The 21,846-nt window shown below is 72.5% G+C and carries 21 protein-coding genes and 2 pseudogenes; 11 read left to right on the forward strand and 12 right to left on the reverse strand.

Annotated features, from left to right (window positions below; all coding sequences use genetic code 11):
- The first annotated feature begins 8 nt into the window (after positions 1 to 8).
- A complete protein-coding gene (locus tag CHC05_RS14420) occupies positions 9 to 1,049 on the forward strand; it encodes an alpha/beta fold hydrolase (RefSeq protein ID WP_089248880.1) in 1,041 nt (346 codons plus the stop codon).
- Positions 1,046 to 1,687, forward strand: a complete 642-nt coding sequence (locus CHC05_RS14425; RefSeq protein ID WP_218824543.1) for a class I SAM-dependent methyltransferase — start codon at positions 1,046 to 1,048, stop codon at positions 1,685 to 1,687. The genes CHC05_RS14420 and CHC05_RS14425 overlap by 4 nt, the downstream gene beginning before the upstream one ends.
- On the opposite strand, the gene CHC05_RS14430 is transcribed toward CHC05_RS14425, so the two are convergent.
- Positions 1,653 to 2,558, reverse strand: coding sequence for an aminoglycoside phosphotransferase family protein (locus tag CHC05_RS14430; protein ID WP_089248882.1), 906 nt, complete (start codon positions 2,556 to 2,558; stop codon positions 1,653 to 1,655). The two genes, CHC05_RS14425 and CHC05_RS14430, sit on opposite strands and share 35 nt — an antisense overlap.
- 169 nt (positions 2,559 to 2,727) lie before the next feature.
- Between CHC05_RS14430 and CHC05_RS14435 the strand changes: the two genes are divergently transcribed.
- Positions 2,728 to 3,267: a restriction endonuclease gene (locus CHC05_RS14435; RefSeq protein ID WP_179266185.1), complete on the forward strand. Its 540-nt coding sequence runs from the start codon at positions 2,728 to 2,730 to the stop codon at positions 3,265 to 3,267.
- Here the strand turns inward: CHC05_RS14435 and CHC05_RS14440 are convergent.
- The 3 genes from CHC05_RS14440 to CHC05_RS14450 form a co-directional block, all read right to left on the reverse strand.
- Complete coding sequence (locus CHC05_RS14440) at positions 3,209 to 3,481, reverse strand: hypothetical protein (RefSeq protein WP_144022593.1); 273 nt, start codon at positions 3,479 to 3,481, stop codon at positions 3,209 to 3,211. The genes CHC05_RS14435 and CHC05_RS14440 overlap by 59 nt on opposite strands.
- A 179-nt stretch (positions 3,482 to 3,660) precedes the next feature.
- On the reverse strand, positions 3,661 to 4,500 hold the full coding sequence (locus tag CHC05_RS14445) for an EamA family transporter (protein ID WP_245870846.1): 840 nt from the start codon (positions 4,498 to 4,500) through the stop codon (positions 3,661 to 3,663).
- Entirely contained in the window at positions 4,500 to 5,480 is a 981-nt protein-coding gene (locus CHC05_RS14450; protein WP_089248888.1) for a helix-turn-helix transcriptional regulator, read from the reverse strand. The genes CHC05_RS14445 and CHC05_RS14450 overlap by 1 nt, the downstream gene beginning before the upstream one ends.
- A gap of 38 nt (positions 5,481 to 5,518) precedes the next feature.
- On the opposite strand from CHC05_RS14450, the pseudogene CHC05_RS14455 reads away from it, so the two are divergent.
- Positions 5,519 to 5,812: pseudogene (locus CHC05_RS14455) on the forward strand (RidA family protein); the annotation flags it as partial.
- A gap of 7 nt (positions 5,813 to 5,819) precedes the next feature.
- Here CHC05_RS14455 and CHC05_RS14460 read toward each other — a convergent pair.
- On the reverse strand, positions 5,820 to 6,932 hold the full coding sequence (locus CHC05_RS14460; protein WP_089248890.1) for a hypothetical protein: 1,113 nt from the start codon (positions 6,930 to 6,932) through the stop codon (positions 5,820 to 5,822).
- Between the two features lie 110 nt (positions 6,933 to 7,042).
- On the opposite strand from CHC05_RS14460, the gene CHC05_RS14465 reads away from it, so the two are divergent.
- On the forward strand, positions 7,043 to 8,158 hold the full coding sequence (locus CHC05_RS14465) for a hypothetical protein (protein WP_144022594.1): 1,116 nt from the start codon (positions 7,043 to 7,045) through the stop codon (positions 8,156 to 8,158).
- A 3-nt stretch (positions 8,159 to 8,161) separates the two neighbouring features.
- Here CHC05_RS14465 and CHC05_RS14470 read toward each other — a convergent pair whose 3' ends face one another.
- The gene (locus CHC05_RS14470) at positions 8,162 to 8,899 is read right to left on the reverse strand and encodes a TIGR03943 family putative permease subunit (RefSeq protein WP_089248894.1); all 738 of its coding nucleotides are present in this window, start codon (positions 8,897 to 8,899) and stop codon (positions 8,162 to 8,164) included.
- Positions 8,896 to 9,933, reverse strand: coding sequence for a permease (locus tag CHC05_RS14475; protein WP_179266186.1), 1,038 nt, complete (start codon positions 9,931 to 9,933; stop codon positions 8,896 to 8,898). Before CHC05_RS14475 ends, CHC05_RS14470 begins: the two co-directional genes overlap by 4 nt.
- Positions 9,934 to 10,026: 93 nt before the next feature.
- Here CHC05_RS14475 and CHC05_RS14480 point away from each other — a divergent pair, with 93 nt between their 5' ends.
- The gene (locus CHC05_RS14480) at positions 10,027 to 10,395 is read left to right on the forward strand and encodes a YciI family protein (RefSeq protein WP_089248898.1); all 369 of its coding nucleotides are present in this window, start codon (positions 10,027 to 10,029) and stop codon (positions 10,393 to 10,395) included.
- On the opposite strand, the gene CHC05_RS14485 is transcribed toward CHC05_RS14480, so the two are convergent.
- The gene (locus CHC05_RS14485) at positions 10,382 to 10,663 is read right to left on the reverse strand and encodes a hypothetical protein (protein WP_089248900.1); all 282 of its coding nucleotides are present in this window, start codon (positions 10,661 to 10,663) and stop codon (positions 10,382 to 10,384) included. The genes CHC05_RS14480 and CHC05_RS14485 overlap by 14 nt on opposite strands.
- 66 nt (positions 10,664 to 10,729) lie before the next feature.
- Here CHC05_RS14485 and CHC05_RS14490 point away from each other — a divergent pair, with 66 nt between their 5' ends.
- A complete protein-coding gene (locus tag CHC05_RS14490) occupies positions 10,730 to 11,626 on the forward strand; it encodes a helix-turn-helix transcriptional regulator (RefSeq protein WP_218824544.1) in 897 nt (298 codons plus the stop codon).
- Here CHC05_RS14490 and CHC05_RS14495 read toward each other — a convergent pair.
- Positions 11,621 to 12,661, reverse strand: coding sequence for a GDSL-type esterase/lipase family protein (locus CHC05_RS14495; RefSeq protein WP_089248902.1), 1,041 nt, complete (start codon positions 12,659 to 12,661; stop codon positions 11,621 to 11,623). The two genes, CHC05_RS14490 and CHC05_RS14495, sit on opposite strands and share 6 nt — an antisense overlap.
- A 109-nt stretch (positions 12,662 to 12,770) precedes the next feature.
- On the opposite strand from CHC05_RS14495, the gene CHC05_RS14500 reads away from it, so the two are divergent.
- Entirely contained in the window at positions 12,771 to 13,319 is a 549-nt protein-coding gene (locus CHC05_RS14500) for a DUF6529 family protein (protein WP_089248904.1), read from the forward strand.
- Between the two features lie 77 nt (positions 13,320 to 13,396).
- Positions 13,397 to 13,801, forward strand: a pseudogene (locus CHC05_RS14505) (MOSC domain-containing protein); the annotation flags it as partial.
- A 59-nt stretch (positions 13,802 to 13,860) separates the two neighbouring features.
- On the opposite strand, the gene CHC05_RS14510 reads toward CHC05_RS14505, so the two are convergent.
- From CHC05_RS14510 to CHC05_RS14520, 3 genes are all read right to left on the reverse strand, one after another.
- On the reverse strand, positions 13,861 to 14,820 hold the full coding sequence (locus CHC05_RS14510) for a metallophosphoesterase family protein (protein WP_089248908.1): 960 nt from the start codon (positions 14,818 to 14,820) through the stop codon (positions 13,861 to 13,863).
- Between the two features lie 28 nt (positions 14,821 to 14,848).
- Positions 14,849 to 15,499 (reverse strand): 5'-nucleotidase C-terminal domain-containing protein, encoded by a 651-nt coding sequence (locus tag CHC05_RS14515; protein WP_179266187.1) that lies wholly within the window; start codon positions 15,497 to 15,499, stop codon positions 14,849 to 14,851.
- A 226-nt stretch (positions 15,500 to 15,725) separates the two neighbouring features.
- Positions 15,726 to 16,703: a helix-turn-helix domain-containing protein gene (locus tag CHC05_RS14520; protein ID WP_089248912.1), complete on the reverse strand. Its 978-nt coding sequence runs from the start codon at positions 16,701 to 16,703 to the stop codon at positions 15,726 to 15,728.
- 135 nt (positions 16,704 to 16,838) lie between these two features.
- Here CHC05_RS14520 and CHC05_RS14525 point away from each other — a divergent pair, with 135 nt between their 5' ends.
- Complete coding sequence (locus tag CHC05_RS14525; RefSeq protein ID WP_218824545.1) at positions 16,839 to 20,504, forward strand: S8 family serine peptidase; 3,666 nt, start codon at positions 16,839 to 16,841, stop codon at positions 20,502 to 20,504.
- A gap of 132 nt (positions 20,505 to 20,636) precedes the next feature.
- Positions 20,637 to 21,839: an NAD(P)/FAD-dependent oxidoreductase gene (locus tag CHC05_RS14530; RefSeq protein WP_089248916.1), complete on the forward strand. Its 1,203-nt coding sequence runs from the start codon at positions 20,637 to 20,639 to the stop codon at positions 21,837 to 21,839.
- Positions 21,840 to 21,846 lie beyond the last annotated feature (7 nt).

Below are 21,846 nucleotides of genomic sequence, written 5' to 3' on the forward strand. Positions count from 1 at the left end.
CTGGGTAGATGCGGCAACGGATCGACCGGGTGGCGTTGGCCGGTGGCACCGCCCTGTCCTACGCCTCGATCGGTGCCGGCCGGCCGTTGGTCTACGTGATGGGCTGGCTCACCCATCTCCAGCTGGGCTGGGAGCTCCCGGCCGAGCGGGCGCTCTACGAGTCGCTGGCGCAGGGCTGCCGGCTCGTGCGCTACGACCGGGCCGGGTCGGGACTGTCGCCGGCCGTGGACCGCCCGGCGTCGCTGGCGTTCGAGCTGGAACAACTGGCCGCGGTCGCGGCGACGATCGACGAGCCCTTCGACCTGATGGGTACGTCGATGGGTGCCCCGGTGGCCGTCGCCTGGGCCGCGGCCCATCCCGACACGGTCCGGCGCCTGGTGCTCTGCGGCGGCTGGGTGCGCGGTGCCGACCTGTCCCCGCCGGCCGTACGCGACCATGTCCTCGGTCTGGTCGAGGCGCACTGGGGCCTGGGCTCAGACGTGCTGACCGACCTCTTCGCCCCCGACGCGGACCGCCCGACGCGGGCGCGGCTCGCCCGCTACCAGCGCGCGTGCTCCAGTGCCGCGACCGCGCGGGAGCTGCTGGCACTGAGCTACGAGCTCGACGTCAGCGACCGCCTCGACCAGGTGCGGGCGTCCACATTGGTGGTGCACCGCACCGGCGACCGCGCGGCACCCGTCGCGCAGGCCGAGGCTTTCGCCGCCGGCATCGCCGACGCCCGGCTGGTGCTGCTGCCGGGTCGGTCGCACCTTCCGTACGCGGGTGACCGGGACGAGCTGGTCCGGGTGGTCCGCCGGTTCCTCGGCCTGCCGGTCGGGCGGCGCAGCGGCCTGACGGCCCGCCAACGGGAGGTGGCGCAGCTGGTCAGCGAGGGGCTGACGAATCGCGAGATCGCGGCGCGCCTCGGCATCGACGAGCGCTCGGCCGAGGGACACGTCGAACGGATCCGGTTGCGCCTGGGCTTCCGGTCCCGCGCCCAGATCGCCGCGTGGTGGGGTAGTTCTACGCCTGACACGCCGGCCGCGGGCGGCGCAGAGTGGATCGTGTGACTGACACCGGCTTCGTGGTGAACCGCGCGCGTGGACCCTTCAACGCGACGTTCTTCGGCCTGCTGGGCCCGTACATCGACTGGAACGTGCGGCATCGCAAGCGGCGCGTGTTCGCGGACCTGCCGCCGACGGTCGTCGAGCTCGGCTCGGGCGTGGGCGCCAACCTCCGTTACCTGCGACCGGGCTCGACCCTCGTCGCCATCGAACCCAACGTGCCCATGCACCGGCGGCTGCGGGCGGCCGCTGCGCGCCGCGCTGTGCGGCTCGACCTGCGCGACCGGGTGGCCGAGCACACCGGCCTCGCCGACCGGAGCGCCGACTGCGTGATCTCGTCGCTCGTGCTCTGCACGGTGGCCGACCCCGCCGCGGTGCTGGCCGAGGTCCGGCGCATCCTGCGGCCCGGCGGCACGTTCCGGTTCGTGGAACACGTCGCGGCCCGGCCCGGCTCGCCCACCCGCGCCCTCCAACGGCTGCTGCGGCGGCCGTGGGCGTGGACCTTCGAGGGCTGCTCCTGCGAGCGCGACCTGGCCGGCCTGCTGCGAGCCGCCGGCTTCGCCCGGGTCGACATCGAGCCGTACCGGCTGCACAGCCCGTTCATCACCTTCAACACCCAGATCGCGGGGATCGCGTACGCGTGAGCAGGCGGCGCAGGGCGGCGTAGGCGGGCGGTGCCCAGGTGGGCTTGCCGCCCGGCCCACCGTCGTGGCCGATCAGGATGCCGCTCAGGACGCGGGCCATCGCCCAACCGCGGGCGCGGCGCACGGTGGCGGCATCCGGCTGGTATTCCGCGTAGCACAGGTCGACGCCGTCGTCCGGCAGCAGAAGCCAGGCTGAGGACAGGTCGTACGCTGGGTCCCCCGCGCACAGGTCGCCGAAGTCGACGACGCCGGCGATGGTGCCGTCGGCGGTGAGGACGTTCGCCGGGTGCAGGTCGGCGTGCAGCCACAGCGCCGGGCCGGTCCACGCCGGAGCGGTAACGGCGTCGTGCCAGACGGCGCGCACGGCCTCCGGGTCGGTGATCAGCCCCTGCTCGGTGGCGTAGGCCAACCCGTTGGCGAACCCCTCGGCGCGGTCGGTCAACGGCCCACCGCGCTCCCGGCCGGCGGGCGCGTCGGCCGGCGCGGGTTGGTGCAGGGCCGTCAGGAACGCCGCCAAGGACCTGGCCGCGTCGGCCTCACGCGTGACGGGGTGCAGGTCGGCGGGTGAGCCCGGCACCCAGGTGGTGACGAGCCAGGGTCGCGGGAATCGCGGGGACGGCTCGCCGAAGCGCTGTGGGACGGGGATCGGCAAGGGCAGGCGCGGCGCCAGCGCGGGCAGCCAGCGGTATTCGTTGCACAGCAACGCGCCGGCGGTGGTCCACGGCAGGCGGACGGCCAGGTCGTCGCCGAGCCGCCACAGTTGGTTGTCCCAGCCGCGCGCGCCCAACCGCACCGGGAGTCCGGCCAGATCTGGGTGCTGCTCGCGGACGAGATCCTGGACCAGCGCCGCGGTGATCTCCACGCGCGTCACGGTAACGCCCGTCGCTAAACTGCGGGCCAGCGAAACTGACGGCTGCTGGAAGCCGGTGGGAAACCGGCGCGGTCGCGCCACTGTGACCGAACCCGTCGCGGGTTCGGAAGTCAGACCCAGCGCCGTCATGAGAAACCCGCTAACGGGACGCGAAATCCCTGGAGGTTCCATGACCGGCCGCGGCCGCGACCCTTCGGTGTTCGTGGCGGCCGGCACCGCGGTCGTCGGGGCGGTCGTCGCCGGCGCCCAGGTGGCCCGCACGCACACCGTCGTGCTGGTCCTGCTCGGCGTCGCGGTCTGCGCCGGTGTGCTCGGCGCGCGGGCCGTGGCCCGGCGCCGACCCGCTCGCGCCACCCTGGTGACGGACCGCCACCTCGCCGGGCGCGTCGCCGCGCTGATGCGGGCCGGCGGTTGGCGCCAGGTGGCGGTCAGGCCGGCGATGGGGCGCGTCGGCGCCGACGTGGTCGGGATCGCCGCGGACGGCCGCGGCTGGCTGCTGCGGTGCCACCAGGACGCCACGGCGCTCGACGCCGCCGACGTGTACCGCTTTACCGACGCGGCCCGCTATCTGCGGCGCGGAGACGTGACCGTCCTGGTCACCGCCGGAGCGGTGCCCGCACCGGTGCGGGAGGCGGCGTTGTCGGCCGGGGTCATGCTGATGGACTCCGCACGTCTGGCGTGGTGGGCCGACGTGCAGAGACGAGGCTAGGGTCCACCGCCTCGCGGCGCTGCCGCGGCACGTACGCCCGCGGTAGGTCGATGCTGTCGACCTCTTCCTTGCCGCCCATGGTGATCAGGTGGCGGCCCAGGTGGGCGCGCATGCCGGCCTCCCAGACGCCCTGCTCGAGGTGCGCGGGCGCGATCCAGCGGTGTGAGCCGTCGCTGTAGTGGAAATGCTCGTCGCCCCGTCCGAGGCTGCTCATCGGGTCCACCCTCTCCGCCTTGGGCGCCGCTTCGACACGGCCCGGCGCTCGTACCGAGCCTCGCGGTTCAGGGCAGGCGAGATAACGGATACCTCGCTGACATTGCGGAGGCGGTATCCGCCCGTGTCGGCGGGTAGCCACCGAGACATACGCCAGGTGGCGGATATCCAGGTGGCCAATCACTGCGTGGCGCCCCGTTCACGGCGCGTTACGCCGACACTGGCCACGGAAACCAGGACGACCGCGGTGATCAGGGCAGGCCCGAGACGCTGGCCGAGGATGAGCAGGCCGGCGATCGCCGCCGCTGCCGGTTGCAGGCTCATGAGCACGGCGAAGACCCGTGTCGGCAGGCGGCGCAGGGCGATCAGCTCGAGGGCGTAGGGCACGACCGACGACAGCACGGCGACCGCGACGACGGTCGGAACCAGGCCCGGCCGGCTGAACACGTCGCCGGCGTCCGCCCAGCCGAACGGCAGGACGACCGCCGCACCGACCGCGAACGAGACCGCGAGCCCGCTCAGGCCGGGCACGGCGCTGCCCACGCGGGCGCTGAACATGATGTAGCCGGCCCCGCACGCGCCGGCCGCGAGCGCGAGCACGAGCCCGGCCAGTGGGACCTCGATCCCGGCCCGGAGGCCGAGCAGGACCACGCCCGTGCCGGCCATCAGCGCCCAGACCGCGTCGGTCGGACGCCGCGTCTGCACCAGCGAGAGCATCAGCGGCCCGACGAATGACGCGGTGACGACCACGCCCTGCGGCGCGATGCTCAGGGCCAGGTAGGTCAGCAGGTTGAGGCCGGCGGAGAACAGGCCCAGCAGCACGACGGCCCGCCACGCCTCCGCCGACCAGGTCCGCAACCGGGGACGGGTGGCGACGGCGAAGACCAGGGCCGCGATCGACAGGCGCAGCAGGAGTACGCCGGGCGGGCCCAGGTCGTCGAACAGGGTGCGCGCGAGGGCGCCGCCGACCTGAGCGCTGCACACCGACAACAGCACCAGCATCGTCGGCGTCGCCTTCATCAGTTGCCTTGCGGCGCCGCATAGCGGGTGGCGATCGCGGTGGCGCGGTCGTGCAGCGCGGTGCGCAGCCATTGCGGTGCGAGGACTTCCGCGTGCGCGGCGAGCTGCCACAGGGCCCATTCCGCGTGCCTGGCGTCCTGGAAGGTCACCTCCAGCCGCAGCCGGCCGTCCGCGTCGGTCTCCTCGGCCAGGACCGCCAGCGCGGTGCCGACCAGGTCCTCCCGCCGTCCCGCCGGCACCCGCACCAGCACCGTGACCTGGTCGCCGCCGGTGCGAAAGCGCGTGCTGCGGTCCTGCCAGGCCCGGCCCGGGTCGACGCGGTCCGGTCGCTCCGCGGGTTCGGCGAGCTCCTCGGCGGCCAGGACCCGCGACAGGCGGTACGTGCGGTCCGCGCCGGCCCGGCTGGCCAGCAGGTAGCCCTGCTCGCGCACCGTGACCAGGCCGATCGGGTCCACCGTGCGCCACGCCGCGGGCTGGCCCGCGGCCGCGTAGTGGATGCGCAGCTTGTGTCCGGCGAACACCGCACGCCGCACCTCCGCCACGATGGCCTCGGGCACCTCCTCGGCGACCTGGCGGCGCGCGAGCAGGTCGGTCTCCGGGTCGACGAGCAACCGTTCGACGGCGCCCGCCGCGGTGTCGCGATGGCTCTCGGGCAGCGCGTCGACCACCTTGAGCATGGCCGAGGCCAGCGCCGAGCCGAGACCGAACGCCTGGGCGCCGCGCCGCGACCCGGCGACGAGCAGGGCGAGCGCCTCGTCGTGGTTCAGGCCGGTGAGCTCGGTCCGGAGGCCGGGCAGCAACGCGAACCCGCCGTGCCGGCCGCGTTCGGCGTAGACCGGAACGCCGGCCGCGGACAGCGCCTCGATGTCGCGCAGCACGGTGCGGGTGGACACCTCCAGCTCGTTGGCCAGCGTCGCCGCGGACAGTCGACCGCGCTGGCGCAGCAGCAGCACCAGCGAGACCAACCGGTCGGCGCGCACGCGAAAATGATGACAGAGGATGTCGTGTTTCGGCCGGCCAGACCGCGACGAGCGCCGACGGTCGCCCCCAGCACGCCGGTGACCCGGCGGCCCAGTTGACGCTGAGCCTCGACAACCTCACGGCCGTGCTCGACGCGGCCGGCATGACGCTCGCGAACCTCGTCCGGCTCACCGTCTACACCACCGACGTCGACCTGCTCCTCGCGCACTACGGCGTGCTCGCGGCACGGTTGGGTGCCGCCGGCGTCGCACCACCCACCACGCTGCTCGGGGTGAGCCGGCTCGCCATGCCCGACCTGCTCGTCGAGCTCGAGGGCACCGCCGTCGGGTGACGCGGACTCAGATTGTGCGCAGATCCAGCGTGTGCCACAAGGTGCGACCCAGGGCGTTGGTGGACCACCACAGCACGCCGGCCCGGTAGGACACGCTCGTCGCGGCCTCGGCGACCAGGATCGGGCGCCTGGTCTCGAGGTCGTACACGAGCAGCTCCTGTCCGCCGATCGCGGCGCCGATCGCGCTGGAGTCCTTTGACAGCACCTCGAACCGGTCCAGTGGCACCACGTCGGTGATCGAGGCGGTCGCGCCGTCGTCGGCGACCCGCAGCCGCTCCGACCCGTCGGGGCGCATCAGGTCGCTGTGCGCCGGGCCGTCGGCGGACAGCACGTACAGGCGGCACCAGGTCGGTGCGCACTGGCTCAGGCGGTCGCGGCCGGCGTCGACGTCGACCACCCGACCGGTGTCGAGGTCGCGGAGCTGGGCCTTACTCCGGCTGCTCGGGCTCACCAGCCACGGCCAGCGCGACAGCGACCACTCGCCGGGCTCGGTGCGCACCTGGACCGGCCCGCCCTCGACGGGCACCGACCGCACCTCGGTCGCGGGTCCCCCGCCCGACGCAGTGGCCGCCGCCGTCCAGTACAGCCGGCCGGCGTTGACGACGAGGTCGGTGTCGGCGCCGTCGAACGTCGCCAGACCGGTGTCGTCGGTGATCTTCCGCGGCGGCCCGCCGGAGAGGTCCGCCCGCCACAACGTGGTGCGGGCCGCTCCGTCGGGGCCGCTGACCAGCTCCGCCCACACGAGCTCGTTCGCCACGCGTACGAACGCCGCGAACTGCGGGCCGACCGCGGCATCCAGTCGGCGCAGCTCCCGCACCGTGCCGTCGGCCGCCCGCAGCACGAGCCGCACCGACCTGCCGTCGGGGTCGACGACGGTGCCAGCGGACACGCTCGCGTCGAGGAAGTAGGCGGGGATGTACGGAACGTCGCCGGCCAGCACGCCCGGGGTGTCCGCGCGCTTGGCCTGGGGCCAGACGGCCGAGACCGACGGCGGCGGTGGCGCCGGCCGCGGTGGCCCGTCCGGGGTCTGCGCCACCAGCAGGCCGGTCGCCGCCAGCGCGGCGACCAGCGCGACCACGCTGCGCACCGGCCGTGGCCCCGGTTGCCGCACGCCCGTCACGCGAGCAACCGTAGCCGCGCCCCCACCGCACGGATGATCCGGCCGCCGTCGTGCGCGCGCGACCCGGAGCGGGCCGATAGGGTTCGTCGTCGACGGACGGGAGACACGGCGTGGTCGCTGACGGCTCGACGGGTCGTCGCCCGGTGCGCTGGACCGGGTTGTTCGCCGCCCTGGTGGCGGTGGTCTGGCTGCTGTCGCTCTCCCCCGACCGACCCCTGGACGCCGCCGCGCCCGCCGGTGTCGGGTCGGTGTGGCCGCAGGCGGTCCGCGGTTCGGTGTCGGGTTCGCTGGCCGGCGGAGAGACGTACACGCCGGGGTTCTTCCTGGCCGCCGACACCTCCATCGGCCAGGCGGTCAGCGCCGACGGCCTGGTGATCCGGCTGGTGGTCGTGCGTGGTGCCGAGCCCGCCCGTGAGCTGCGGCGGCTGCCGGCCGACAGCGCTCCGCAGTTCTTCGGCTTCGTCGCGGGTCAGGGCTGGGTGGCCTGGGCGGAGTCGGCGGAAGACGCGGAGGGCCGGCGTACGACGTCGATGTGGGTCATCGGCACCGACGCGGCAGGCGCACCGCGCCGCATCGTGGCGGACGCCGGCGACGTGCGGCAGACGGACTCGGCATACGAGCTGGCCATCGCCGACGGCCGCCTGCACTGGACGGTGCCCGGTCCTGACCCGGATCCGTCGACGGAGCTGCGCTCGGTGGTCCTCGACGGCGGCGACCCGCGCACCACGACGGTGCCCGGGATGTGGTCGCCGGTCGCGTGGCCGTGGCTGGTCGACAGCATCGACGCGGTCGCCGGGGGCCGGGTGCGGCTGCTGGACCGCGTGCGCCACGAGACCCGGGAGTTCGTGGCGGGCATGGCCGACTTCCCGTCCTGCGGCGCCACGTGGTGCCGGTCGATCATCCTGGACGACGACAACGGCGGCGGGCGGGTCGACCTGGTGCGGGTGGACGGCACGCAACGCCGCAGGATGGCGGGCCCCGACGTGGGTCTCCCGCTGACCGACGTCGCCGTCCTCGACCGCTTCGAGGTGCTGACCGGCCTCGACCCGGCGTCGGCGACCTTCCAGGGGCGCCCGTTGTCGCTCTACGACATCGCCCGGGGCACGACCGTCACGGTCGCCGCCGACGCGGTCAGCGTGCTGTGCCGGGGCGGTTTCCTCTGGTGGTCGAGCGGTTTCGAGGACCGGGTGTCGTGGACGGCCCTGGACCTGCGGACGTTGGCGTAGTCGTCACTGGTACTGGTTGCGCGGCGGGTCGATCCGTACCCATGTCTGCACGTCGACGTACGGGATCTGTTCTCCGTTGACCGCGTCCGTGCCGACCTTGGCGGAGTATTTCCCGGTGACCTCGATCCAGGTGTCCGCGGGCAGGTCGACGGGGGCGCCGCCGGTCATGCCGAGTTTGATCGGCCGGCCGTCGGCCGCGCAGCACGACAGGATCATGCGCGTGAGCATGAGCTCGCCGGCGGCACCGGGGCTGACGAACCCGGTCATCTTGACCGTGCGGTCGCCGATCGAGGTGCCGTTGTCGTAGACCGCGCGGGACGCGTACTCCAGCACGCTGATCTCGGCGGGGTCGCCCGGCGGCAGGGGCGGGTAGTCGGAGATCGCCTGGCTCGACAGCGCCGTCCCGGCCTGGCCGGCCGCGAACGAGCCCAGCGCCGGCGGCGCCACGAGCAGCAGGCCGATGACGGGCAGGACGAGCAGCCATCCGACGGCGGGCCCGTGCCCGTCGTGGTCGTGCCCGTGGCCGTCGTCGGCGCTGTCCCTGGCCTGTCCTTTTCCGAGCTGCTGGCGCAGGTCGTGGACGAGGGTCATGACCGCGGCGACGACCAGCACCGCGCCGGCCGCGATCAGGAACGGCTGGAGGCCTTCCTTGACGTACCGCAGGAAGACGTCGGTCAGGCTGGCCTTGAGCACCGCCCCGCCGAGGAGCAGCAGCACGACGCCTTGCGCTTGCCGGTTCACAGGATCACCGCTCCCACTCCGACCGCGACGAGCACCGCGACCATGAACGTGGCCGGCGAGAACCGGGTCGCGAACCGCCGGCCGAACACGCCGGTCTGCATGGAGATCAGCTTGAGGTCGACCATCGGGCCGACCACCAGGAACACCAGCCGCGAGGTCAGCGAGAACTGCGACAGGGACGCGGCGACGAACGCGTCGGCCTCCGAGCAGATCGACAGGACCACGGCCAGGACCGCCAGCGCGAGGACCGACAGCACCGGGTTGTCGGCGAGGGTGAGCAGCCACCGCTCCGGCACCACCACGTTGATCGTGGCGGCGGCCATCGCGCCGACGACCAGGAAGCCGCCCGCGTGGATCACGTCGTGCCGCACCGCCGCCCAGAACGCGGTCAGCTTGCCGAGGCCCTCGTCGTGGCGGCGCGGCAGCCGGATCCACTCGGCCTTGCCGAGGCGCAGCCAGAGCCAGCCCATGACCATCGCGACGACCAGGCTCGCGGCGCCACGCGCGACGACCATCTCGGGGTTGTTCGGGAACGCGACCGCGGTGGCGGTCAGCACGATCGGGTTGATCGCCGGCGCGGCCAGCAGGAACGCGAGCGCGGCGGCGGGTGTGACGCCGCGCCGGATCAGCGACCCGGCGATCGGCACGGACCCGCACTCACAGCCGGGCAGCACCACGCCGGCCACGGACGCCACCGGCACGGCCAGCGCGGGATGCCTCGGGAGGGCCTTGGCCCAGAACGAGGGCGGCACGAACACCGCGATCACCGCGGAGAGCACGACGCCGAACACCAGGAACGGCACCGCCTGCACCATCACGGACACGAACACGGTGGTCCAGGTCTGCAGCCGCGGGCTGGAGATGGCACCGGACACCGGGCCGCGGAACACGACGAGCAGCACCAGCACGGCGGTGAGCACCTCGACCGACCCGATGCGGTCGCCGAAGACGCGCCGAGGGCGCTCGGGCGGTGGTTCACTCTCCCCGGTGGGGGCACCTGGGTGGTGGTGCCCTTCCGTGGTCTGGGCCGTCACGTCGGACACGGTAGCGGACAAATATCTCGTGAGGTGCTGTCCGATCGGGTCCCCGCCGTTCGTGGAGTCATCAGCCGAAGAAAAGGAGCCGACATGCCTGAGTACCTCATCGCCTTCAACGACGAGTGGGTGCCGGACCACACGGTCGAGCAGATCCAGGAGAAGGCCCGCACGGTCAGCGCGCTGGTCGACGAGATGCGGGAGGCCGGGGTGCTGGTCGTCACCGGCGGCCTCGACGACGAGGCCCCCGTGTTCAGCGTCGACCCGTCCAGCGGCACGCCGCTGTTCACCGACGGCCCGTTCGTCGAGTCCAAGGAGCACCTCGGCGGCTTCGCCGTCGTCGACGTGCCCGACGAGGAGACGGCCCGGCTGTGGGCGGGCCGGATCGCGACGGCCTGCGGCTGGCCACAGGAGGTCCACCGCTTCCGCGGGGCCACGAAACGCGGGTTCAGGGCGAGCTGAGGATCCGGGTACGGGGTGCGCCGACCAGGGCGGGCGCGCGGTCGGGGTCGGACCACACCGTGGTCTGGAGGAACGCGAGGAACCGCTGGGCCGCCTCGACCGTGGCGAAGTCGAGGTCGACGGTGACGTACCGCTCGTCGTCGACCGGAAGCAGGACACGGTGCTGTTGGACTCCGGCCTGCTCGCGGGCCGCGGCGAACGAGTCGAACGCGCCTCGCCAGGTCTGGTAGTCGGTGATCGGGTGCTCGATCCGCAGCGTTGTCGGCATGCCCTGACGCTATTTCTGCCGTGTCGACGGAGATATCCCAGATATCTGGGTGGTTACCGTTGGCCCGTGACGCTTGCGGCGGCTCTCGACCGGTTGGGGCGAATCGCCGGCGCCGCGCCCGAGTCACGCGCGCTGCGCTCGGCCGCGCTGGCCGAGCTCGGCCGGGTCGTGCCCTTCGACGCCGCCGTCTGGCCGCTGACCGACCCCGAGACCTCCGTCGGGGTGGCGCCGCTGGCCTCGGTGCCGCCGGCGCTGATGCCCGAGCTGCCGCGGCTCATCCAGCTCAAGTACCTGACCGAGGTCAACCGGTGGACCACCCTGACCGGGGCCGCCCGCCTAGAAACGCCCGCGGCGAGCCTGGTGTGGCGGGAACTGCTGCACGCCCACGGCGTCACCGACGTCGCATCGGTGGTGTTCCGGGACCGCTACGGCTGCTGGGCGTTCCTGGACCTGTGGCGGCTCGGCGGCACGTTCGCCGGCTTCGAGCTGGCGTTCCTGGACGAGCTCGCGGCGCTGCTCACGCCCGAGCTGCGACGGTGCGTCGCCGACTGCTTCCAGGCCGGGGACCCGAGCGGCACACGCGAACCCGGCCCGGTGATGCTGCTGCTCGACGCCGGGCTGCGGGTGCTCGGCCAGACGCCACGGACGGCCGACTACCTGGCGCGGCTGCTGCCGGACGGCGAGGGGGAACCGGTGCCGGCCGCCGCCTACAACGTCGCCGCGCAGCTCGTCGCCGTCGAGAACGGGGTCGACGGGCAGCCGCCGCTCGCCCGGGCCTGTGGGCTCGCCGCACGGGAGTCCGAGCTGCTGCGGCACCTGAGCACCGGCGCGGACACCCGTACCATCGCGGCCCGGATGTTCCTCAGCGAGAACACCGTGCAGGACCACCTGAAATCCATCTTCGACAAGACGGGAACCCGCAGCCGCCGCGCGTTGCTGTCCCGCGCGGCGGGCACCTCATAGCGTGAGATCCCGCAGGTCGAAGGAGTCGGCCATGGCTTGGGCACCGAGATCGTTGAGGTGCATGCCGTCGCCGGAGTCGAAATCGCGCCTGATGTGGTCGGGACGACGGGGGTCCGCGACCGCGTGGGCCACGTCGGCGACGCCGTCGAAGACGCCGGCCGTGCGGATCCAGTCGTTGACCTGACGGCGCACGTCGACGGCCGCGCCGAACGGTCCGATGGTGGCGACGACGATCCGCAGGCCGGCCCGGTGTGCCTTGTCTGCCAGCGCGGTGAAGCCGGCAACCAGGTCATCCGCGCTCGCGGGCGGCTCACCCAGCATGCCCGGCAGGACCAGGTCGTTGATGCCGAGGTTCACCAGCACGTGGGTCAACGCCGGTATCGGGAGCACCTCGCGGTCGAACCGCGCGAGGGCGTGGTCGCCGACGCCGTCGCGCAGCAGGCGGTTGCCGGCGATGCCGAGGTTGACGACCCAGCCGCTGGCGAGACGCCGGTTGAGGAAGTCGACGGAACGGTGGTTCGCGCCGCGCGTCGTGCCCACCCCTTCGAACCACGAGTCGCCGAAGGCCGCGGCGATCATGGTGTCCGCCGGGGCGGGGACGTCGACGCCGGAAACGACGTACCTGCCTTCCACCGCCTCGATCCGGCCATCGTTGTCGATGATCCGCGCGAGCTCGGCCGGTCGGTGGGAGTAGGTGACCAGATCTGTCCGCTCCGGGAAGTAGAGGTCGACTCTGAGGTCGCCGCCGGCGGTGACGGGCACCTCGACCGGGTCGGAGGCGACCTCCTCACCCGGCGGGACGACGACCTGGCCGGCGCCGCCGAAGGTGAGCTTCGCGTCGGCGGCGGTCGCGGCACCGACGGTCAGCGGAGTGCGACCGAAGCGGTTCGTCAGGCGTACGCGGAAGGCTTCTCCGCCACCGGCCAGGTGCAGCACCTGACGCACGGTCTGGTCGGCGAAGCCGCGCGGCTCACCGAAATGCAGCTCTTCGTGGGGGTCCATCACCCCGGTGCGGAACGCGGCGGTCCAGATCATGACGTGACTGTAGCGCATTGGTCCAATTAATGGACGATCCAAAAGTGTGACCAGTTCGTACCCTGGTGATTCATCCGGATTTGGGGGTTGATCGGCAGATACTGAGGCGGTGTCCGTAGCTCCCCCGCGTACCCGGCCGTCGCTCGTCCTGGTCCCGCTCCTGATCGGTGCCGCCGTCTCGGTCGCGCTCGGGGTTTTCGGCAGCGTGCACGAGCCCGCCGGCGAGGTCCCGTGGCAGCGACCGTTCCCGTCCATCTACGCGATGAAGGTCTGGTTCAGCCTAGGAGTCCTCCTGCTGGCCGCGGTCCAGCTCTGCACCGCCCTGTGGATGTACGGCAAGCTCGGCGCGCGCCCCCGGCCGTGGCTGGGCCCGCTGCACCGCACCAGCGGTTATCTGGCGTTCCTGGTGAGCCTGCCGGTGGCGGCCGCGTGCCTGTGGGCGTTGGGCTTCCAGTCGTACGACGCCCGCGTCCTCACGCACAGCATCCTCGGCAGCATGGTCTACGGCGCGTTCGTGGCCAAGGTCCTCACGGTCCACAGTCGACGGTTGCCCGGCTGGGCCCTCGCGGCGGTCGCCGGCCTGCTGCTGGCCACCGTGGTCGGCGCCACCGCCAGCAGCGCGCTCTGGTACGTCGCGACGTACGGACTGCCGAGATGAATCGCGCGCGTACGGCGGTCGAGGGCGGTTACGTTGCCGGCGTGGGTCGGATTCTCTCGGTCGACGGCGGCGCCTCGGGCCTCGTGACCATCCACGCGCCGGGGCCCGTCTACGCTTACGCCCGGGAGGACTACGACTGGTGGCAGGCGCGGCTGAGTCGCAAGTTGGCCGACGGGCTCTTCGGCGAGCACCTGACCACCGAGGAGGTCGACGTCAACGGCGCGGTCATCGGCGAGCGGTGGCGCGTCGGCCCGCACCTGCTCCTGGAGCCAACATTTGGCCGCATCCCGGACCTCGCCTTCCAGCGCGCGATGGGCGAGCCCCGCTGGGCCAAGACCTTCGCCCGGTCGCTGCGACCCGGGGCGTACCTCCGTGTGCTCGAACCTGGTGCGATCTGCGCCGGCGACCCGGTGATCGTTTCGGACCGCCCGGCGCACGGGGTGACGATCGCGGTCGCGTACCAGGCGCACCTCACCGAGCCCCGGCGGCGTTCCCGTGTCCGGCGTGTGGTGCCGCCGGACACGGGAACGGCCTGACCGGTTCAGCGCCTGGCCACTGGGATGGCCACCTGGAAGGTCTCGATCCACTCCCGCTGGTACGTGTCGCGGCCCCGGACCACCACGGAGTCGTCGTAGACGTCCACCACCAGGCCCTGCTTCCAGTCGGCCTGGAAGAGGGTGCCGACGGTGCCGTTCGCGTCGCGGGTCTTCTGGTTGATGTAGGTGGTGGCCGGCGCCTGCACGCGCCAGTAGCCCTCGTCGTTGCCGAGCAGCGACGGGTCCGGCCCGGCGGCGAACCAGTTGAGGTCGGTGTGCAGGTGACCGTAGAAGAACACCACGTTCGGCGCGCTTCTCAGGATCGCCGCGAGCCGGTCGCGCTGCGTGGTGATCTCCGGCGGCTGGTGCAGGAAGACGAACGTCGGCCGGTCCGGGCGGGCCACGGTCTTCAACGTCCGCTCGAACCAGTCCAGCTGCGCGTCGCTGAGCAGGGCGGTCACCGTGCCACCGCTGGTCTCGCCGGTCGGGATGCCCTCGGAGCCGAGGAAGACGAACGGGATCCCCTTCAGGCTCGTCGCGTAGTACACGCTGTCGCGCCCGGCGTAGTCGAGGAACCGCTGCCGCATCAGGTCGACCGGCTCGTTCCCGTGGTACTCGTGGTTGCCGATCGCGAGGTACGTCCGCGGCGGACGGACGCTCGTCTTCAGCGTCAGGTCGAGCAGCGGGTAGTGGTGCTGCTTCCCGAGCTCGGTCAGGTCACCGATGATGACGAGCGCGTCCGCCTTCGGGGCCGCGTCGTCGAGGTCGGCCAGGGAGTCGCGCATGTCCGACATGGCGACCGGGTAGAGGTCGCTGATGTGCACGTCCGAGAGGACATGCAGGCGCAGCTTCCGCTTGTCGTGGGCGTACGCCGGCACCACCGGTCCGAACGCGGTCGCCGCCACCGCGGCACCTCCGCCGACGAGCAACGCGCGGCGGCTGAGCGCGGGACTTTCCTTGCACATGGCCTTGTCCTTCCTGGGGCAGGCGCGCTCAGCGCGAGACGAGGGTGATGCGGTTCAGCACGGGTACGGGCAACGGGTTGCGGGTCGCCAGGTAGGCGGCCAGGTTGTCGAACAGCGGCCCGGGGTGCGCACCACCGACGCCGGTGACCCCCTTGACGATCAGCGGCGCGGCCGCGATGACGGGGTTGCTGCCCTTGCGGACCTTGCCGTGCTTGTCGGCCCGGTCGCGCAGCCCGTCGCTGACGGCGATCACATAGCCGGCGGCGGGGTCGACGACCTTGCCGCCGATCGTGATGGTGGCCGGGTCGACGTGCAGGCCGTTCAAAGGCTTGGCCCGCCACTGGTACGCGAGCTGACTGGACACCTGCAGCACGCTGCCGTGCTTGGCGAACTGGGCCTCCAGCGCCTGGTGGAGCTCGGCGCCGGTGAGCCGCACGACGCTGGAGCCGAGGTCCATCGGCAGCGCGTCGAGCGCGTCGCCGACGGTCACCTCCGGATGCTTCCTGCCCAGGTCGGCGCGCAGGTCGGCGGGGTCGACGAGCGTTGCCACGTTGAGGTCGAACGGCTTGGCACCGGTCTGCAAGGCGTCGGCGACCACGTCGCCGAGCGTCGACTCACCGGCCGGGTTCGGCCGGCGGGTCAACGGACCGCCCAGCACACCGACAACCGTCTCCCTCACTGACCGGTCCACATGCGCCACGGCCACGGATGCCCCCTTCAGGGTTCAGACACGACGCCGAGACGGCGGCCCCGGCGATCGAACCCAGCCCAACAGGGCCTCACGAATGTTTTTGATCATGAACAAGATGACCCGATGAACATGGCGTGGCGGCGCGCCCACCCGGGATCATGTCGCGATGGCCCCCATCGTCGAGATCCACGTGCTCGCCGCCCGGCCGTTGCGCTCAGAGCCAACCGCGGCGTTCGGCCAGGCTGCCTGCCTGGAAGCGGCTCGATGCGCCCAGTTCGGTCATCAGCGCCTGGAGTCGGCGGTACGTCGTGCGCGTGCTCCAGCCGTTGACGCGCGCGATGGCTGTGTCGGTCAGGCCCGCCATCATCAGCGCGAGCAGTGACCGGGTCTCCTCGTCCGGCTTGGTGCGGCCGGTCGGCGCCACGTCGAGCGGCGCCGCCTGGGCCCACTCGCCCTCGAACAACGCCTCCAGCGCCGTCAGCAACGGCGACCGCCGGACGAGGTACGCGACCTGGAGGCCGCTGCGGCTCAGGTCGAACGGGATCAGGGCGTCCTGGTCGTCGCGGATGATCAGTTTGATCGGCAGGGTCCGTCGGGTGCGCGCCTCCTCGCCGCCGCGTACCGCCGGCAGGATGTCGGTCTCCAGTTTCTGCGGCCAGGTCAGGGCGTCGAGGCTGTAGATGACGCGGTGCGCGACGCCGTCGTTCTTGTGGCGGGCGATCTGTGCCTCGGTGTTCCGGGCCGCGCCCGCGCCGCCGGGCACCTCGTAGTAGGGCGGTGTGTCGAACACGCGGACCTGGTGGAGCGCCTCCGACTCCAGGTGGGCGACCGCCGCCGCTATCGTCTGCCGGTCCGTCAGCTGCTCGATGACCAGCTCCGGGCTCGTCCGGTGCGCGCTGCGGTGGATCTCCGACAACGCGTGCACCTTGGCCCGCGCGGCGCTGAGCTCGCGCTCCCTCTGCAGAACGAGCTGGTTGATCGCGATGTCCGGCGGTGCCGCCAGGTAGCGGGTCGGGCTGCCGCTGCCGGCCACGAGGTGTTTGTCGGTCAGGGCGGAGAGGGTCCGGGCCAGTGGGTCCGACGGGGTCGAGAGGTGGTCGGCGAGGGCGGCGACGGTCGAGCCGGGCAGGGCGACCAGTGCCTCGTAGACCCGCTCCTCGTCGTCGGACAACCCCAGGACCCCGAGCTCCATGGGTCCAGATTGTGCCAGCTGGCAGGAAGCAGCCACATCCGGATCTTGTGACGGGGATCGACGGCTGACAGTGTTCGGCCAGCTCCTGCGCAGAAAGGAACCCCGCCGTTGAGAACCTCACGCACACGTCGGGCCATGGCCGTCGCGACAGCCGCGTGCCTCGCGTCGTCGCTCAGCTCCATTATGGTCGCCGATCCGGTGTCGGCCGCAGCGGGCGGCTCAGGCCGCGCGACCCACACCCTCACTCTGATCACCGGGGATGTCGTCACGGTGAACGCGACCGGTGACCCCGGTGACAGCGGAGGGACGATCTCCGTCAAGGGACCGGACGGCGGACCCGCCGACGTGCGGATCCTGGAGTCGGCCGGTGACGTCTACGTCTTCCCGACCGCGGCCGCGCCGTACCTCGGCAAGGGCGTGCTGGACCGCCGGCTCTTCAACGTCACGGACCTGATCGCCGCCGGGTACGACGACGCGCACCGCGACGACCTGCCGCTGATCGTCTCGTACGCCGGCGGATCGGCCGGGTTCCGCGCGAACGCCGCACTGCCGGGCGCCACGCTGGTCCAGCCGCTGGCGAGCGTCGACGGCGCCGCCGTCACGACGGACCACGCGCGGGCACGCGACTTCTGGGCGGCGGCGACGGCCGGGACGCCGTCGTTCAAGGGCAGCGCCAGCTCCACGGCGGCGTTCGCCAACGGCATCGAGCAGATCTGGCTCGACGGCAAGGTCTACCCGGACCTGGCCGAGTCGGTCGCGCAGATCGGCGCGCCCGAGGTCTGGGCCGGCGGCGACACCGGGCAGGGTGTCGACGTCGCGGTGCTGGACACGGGCGTGGACGAGGGCCACCCCGACCTCGCGGGACGCATCGTCGAGACCCGCAGCTTCATCCCCGGCGAGGACGTCAAGGACGTCCGCGGCCACGGCACCCACGTCGCCTCCACCATCGCCGGCACGGGCGCGGCGTCGGGCGGCACGGAGAAGGGTGTCGCGCCGGGGGCGCGACTGCACATCGGAAAGGTGCTGGCCGACTCCGGTTCCGGCACCGACTCCCAGGTCCTCGCGGGCATGGAGTGGGCGGCGGTCGACCAGCACGCCAAGATCATCAACATGAGCCTGGGTACGCAGGAGCCGTCCGACGGCATGGACCCGATGTCGCAGGCCGTCAACCGGCTCAGCGCGCAGACCGGTGCGCTGTTCGTGATCGCGGCCGGCAACACCTCCGGCTCCGGCACGGTCAGCTCGCCCGGTGCCGCCGACGCCGCCCTCACCGTGGGCGCGGTCGACAGCGGTGACCGCCTCGCCGAGTTCTCCAGCCAGGGTCCGCGGGTCGGCGACGGCGCGCTGAAGCCGGAGGTCACCGCCCCTGGCGTCGACATCCTGGCCGCGCGGTCGCAGTACACGTCCGAAGGGGAAGGCCCCTACCTGACGATGAGCGGCACGTCGATGGCCACGCCGCACGTGGTCGGCGCCGCCGCGCTGCTCGCCGCCAAGCACCCCGAGCTCACCGGCGCCCAGCTCAAGGACCTGCTGACCAGCACCACAAAGCAGACGCCGGACTACACCGCGTTCCAGGCCGGCAGCGGCCGCGTGGACGTGGCGAACGCCGCCCGGGCCGGGGTCTTCGCCACGGCCACCGCCTCCGCCGGGCAGGACGCGTCCGGTCCGGTCAACCGTCCGGTGACGTACACCAATCTCGGTGGGACGCCCGTGACCCTCACCCTGTCGATCCCCGGCGCTCCACCGGGGATGTTCAAGCTCTCGACCGGCAAAGTCACCGTGCCCGCGCACGGCACCGCCACCGCGACCGTGACCATCGACCCGACGAACGCGCCGCGCGGGTCCGTGGGCGTCAGCGCCCAGATCCTGGCCACCGGGCCCGACGGCACGCTCGCCGCACACACCGCCGTGTCGGTCGGCGCGCTGGCCCACCGCCTGACCATCGACGTCAAGGACGCGAAGGGCCAACCCGCGTGGGCGTTCGTCATCGCGCTGCGGGCCGGCGACCCGAACCCGATCCTGCTCGCCATCGACGGCTCGGCGAGCTTCTACACGCCGGACGACCAGTACTCGGCGCTCGGCTTCGTGGCCGTGCCCGGCCGGCACGGCCCGAACTCGATGGGGCTGGCGCTGCTCGGCGATCCCGACTTCACCCTCGACGGCGACCGGACGGTCACCCTCGACGCGGCCAAGGTCCGGCTGGTCGACGAGACCACCCCGCAGCGCAGCACCCCGACCTACCAGCGGCTCGAATACTCGCGGATGCTCCACGAGGACGGCCGCATGCACGACTTCGTGCTCGCCAGCATGTCCGTCGACAGCCTGTGGATCCAGCCGCAGGGCAAGGTGACGCACGGCGACTTCGTGGTCGGTGCGCGGTGGCGCAAGGAACAGCCGGGGCTGGCGGTGTCCGTCCGCGGCACCGACTACACCGACCTCGCGCGGCAGCGGGCCGTCGCCGCCCTCCCCGAGGGCACCCGGACCCTGCCGCTGGTCTTCGCGGGTGCCGGTGCGCCGGCGGACTACGCGGGCATCAAGGCGCGGGGCAAGGCGGTCGTCGTGCGGCGCAGCGACGAGGTGACCCCGGACGTGCTCGCCCAGGCGGCGGTCGACGCGGGCGCCAAGCTGCTGCTCGTGGCCAACGACCGGCCCGGCCGGGAGAGCCTGTGGTTCGGGACGGACGCGCTCGACGTGGCGCTCGTGGGCCTCGACGAGGGCGAGAAGCTGATCGCCCAGGCCCGGCGGCGCGACGCGACGGCGCGCGTGGAGTCACACCCGGCGCCGGCCTACCTCTACGACCTCGCGCACACCTGGCACAACGAGGTGCCCAGGAACATGGTCGTGCAGGCGTCCGGCAAGAACCTCGCGCGCATCGACCAGACGTTCGCCGGCCTCGTGCCCGGCGGCTCCGGTCAGGAATGGCGGTACGACTTCCCGGCGTACACGGAATGGGGCATCGGGAACTACGTCGACATGGCGGCCAGCGGGCGCCGCACGGACTGGGTGACCACCGACGGCGCGAACCGCTGGGGTCACGAGGTCTACGACGGGCAGTTGGGCCAGTACGGCGTCCGGCGGACCTACAAAGCCGGCTCCGTGTCGAGCGACAAGTGGTTCACGCCCATCCAGCGGCCGTACCTCAACAACAACTACCTCGGCCCCACGCGTACGGACGACGAGATGCGGATCGACTTCCCGGGGTACGGCAACGCGGACCACGTCGGCGCGCTCTCGGACCAGCAGCACGCGAGCCAGACCGTGACGCTCTACCAGGGCGACACCCAGCTCGGCCGGTCCGACAACGGGCTCACCTTCTATCCCAAGGCCCCCAGCTCCGGGAAGCTGCCGTACCGCCTCGTCGTCACGAACCAGCGGGATGCGGCCCTCAGCCCCTACTCCTCCTCGACCGCGACGACCTGGACCTTCACCTCGGCCGCCCCGAAGGTCCCCGGCCAACGGGAGCTGCTTCCGCTGCTGCAGCTCGGCTACGCCGTCGACCCGTCCTCCGACGGGTTCGTGGGCCGCGACTCGACGTTCGGTGTCACCGCCGAGACGCGTGCCCCGGTCTCCGTCGGCCTGACACCGGTGTCGGTCGGCGGCGGTGGCACGCCCCGCCCACCCCGGGTCGAGGTCTCCTACGACGACGGCCGGACCTGGACCCGGCTCTCCGTGGGCCACCACGGCTCGTACCGCTGGAACGCTCCGAAGAAGGCGCAGTTCGCCTCCCTCCGGGTCAGCGCCACCGACACCACCGGCAACTCCGTCACCCAGACGATCATCCGCGCCGTCGGCCTCCGCTGACCCTCCACCCCTCCGTGCGGCCCGTCCCCTTCTCGGGGGCGGGCCGCGTTAGTGACCTGGGCCACTGAAAGTCACAGACCGCCGAACGAGCGGTGTCTCGTGGTCACACCCTGACGGAGAAGGAGAAGCCACATGGCTGAGTACACCGATGTCGTCGTGGTCGGCGGCGGATACGCCGGCGTGATGGCGGCGAACCGGCTGACGGAGCGCGACGACGTCCGCGTGACCCTGGTCAATCCCCGGCCCGCGTTCGTCGAACGGATCCGGCTGCACCAGCTCGTCGGCGGGTCGGACGACGCGGTCGTCGACTACCAGCAGATCCTGGCCCGCGGCGTGCGGTTGGTCGTCGACACCGCCACCCGGATCGACCCGGCGGCGCGGACCGTGACGCTGGCGGGCGGGGACTCTCTCGCCTACGACTACCTCGTGTACGCCGTGGGCAGCGGAAGTGCCGAACCGACGGTGCCCGGTGCCGCGGAGTACGCGTACCCGATCTCCACCCTGGAGGACGCGCAACGCCTGCGTCCGGTCTTCGCGGGCGCGGCGGCGTCGGCCCCGGTGACGGTCGTCGGCGCCGGGTCGACCGGCATCGAGACCGCGTCCGAGCTGGCGGAGCTGGGCCGGCACGTCACCCTCGTGTGTGGACGGGTGTTCGGGGCGTACCTGCACCCTAAGACGCGTCGCGCGGTCGCCGCCCGGCTCGTCAAGCTCGGCGTGACCCTGGTCGAAGGCGCGGGCGCGACGGTGACGGGCGTGACCCGCGACGCGGTCCAGCTCGCCGACGGCCGCGACCTGCCCAGCGGCGTCACCATCTGGACCGCCGGCTTCGGCGTGCCGGACCTGGCCGCCCGCAGCGGGCTGAGCACGGACGCCGTCGGTCGAATGCTCACCGACGAGACCCTCACCAGCGTGGACGACGACCGCATCATCGCGGCGGGAGACTCGGCGGCGCCGTCGAACCTGCCGGTGCGGATGAGCTGCCAGTCCGCGATGCAGATCGGCCCGCAGGCCGCGGAGACGGTGCTGAGCCGGATCGCCGGCAAGCAGCCCGCGCGCTTCGAGGTCGGGCTGTTCGGGCAGTGCATCAGCCTGGGCCGGGGCGGTGGAGTCGTCCAGTACGCTCGAAGGGACGACACCGTGACCGGGGTGTTCATCCTGGGCAGCCGGAGCATGGCGATGCTGAAGGAAGGCGTGTGCAAGAGCACCGTCTGGCAGCTGTCGCAGGAGGCCCGCCGGCCCGGCAAGCTCAACCTCTGGTTCAAGGACCGCCAGCGCGCCAAGGTGCTGCGCGACCGGGCCAAGGGTTCCCCGGAGGTCACCGGTCAGCCGGCATGAGGACGAG

The sequence above is a fragment of the Asanoa hainanensis genome, assembly GCF_900188485.1.
In the GTDB taxonomy this organism is placed as follows: Bacteria; Actinomycetota; Actinomycetes; order Mycobacteriales; family Micromonosporaceae; genus Asanoa; species Asanoa hainanensis.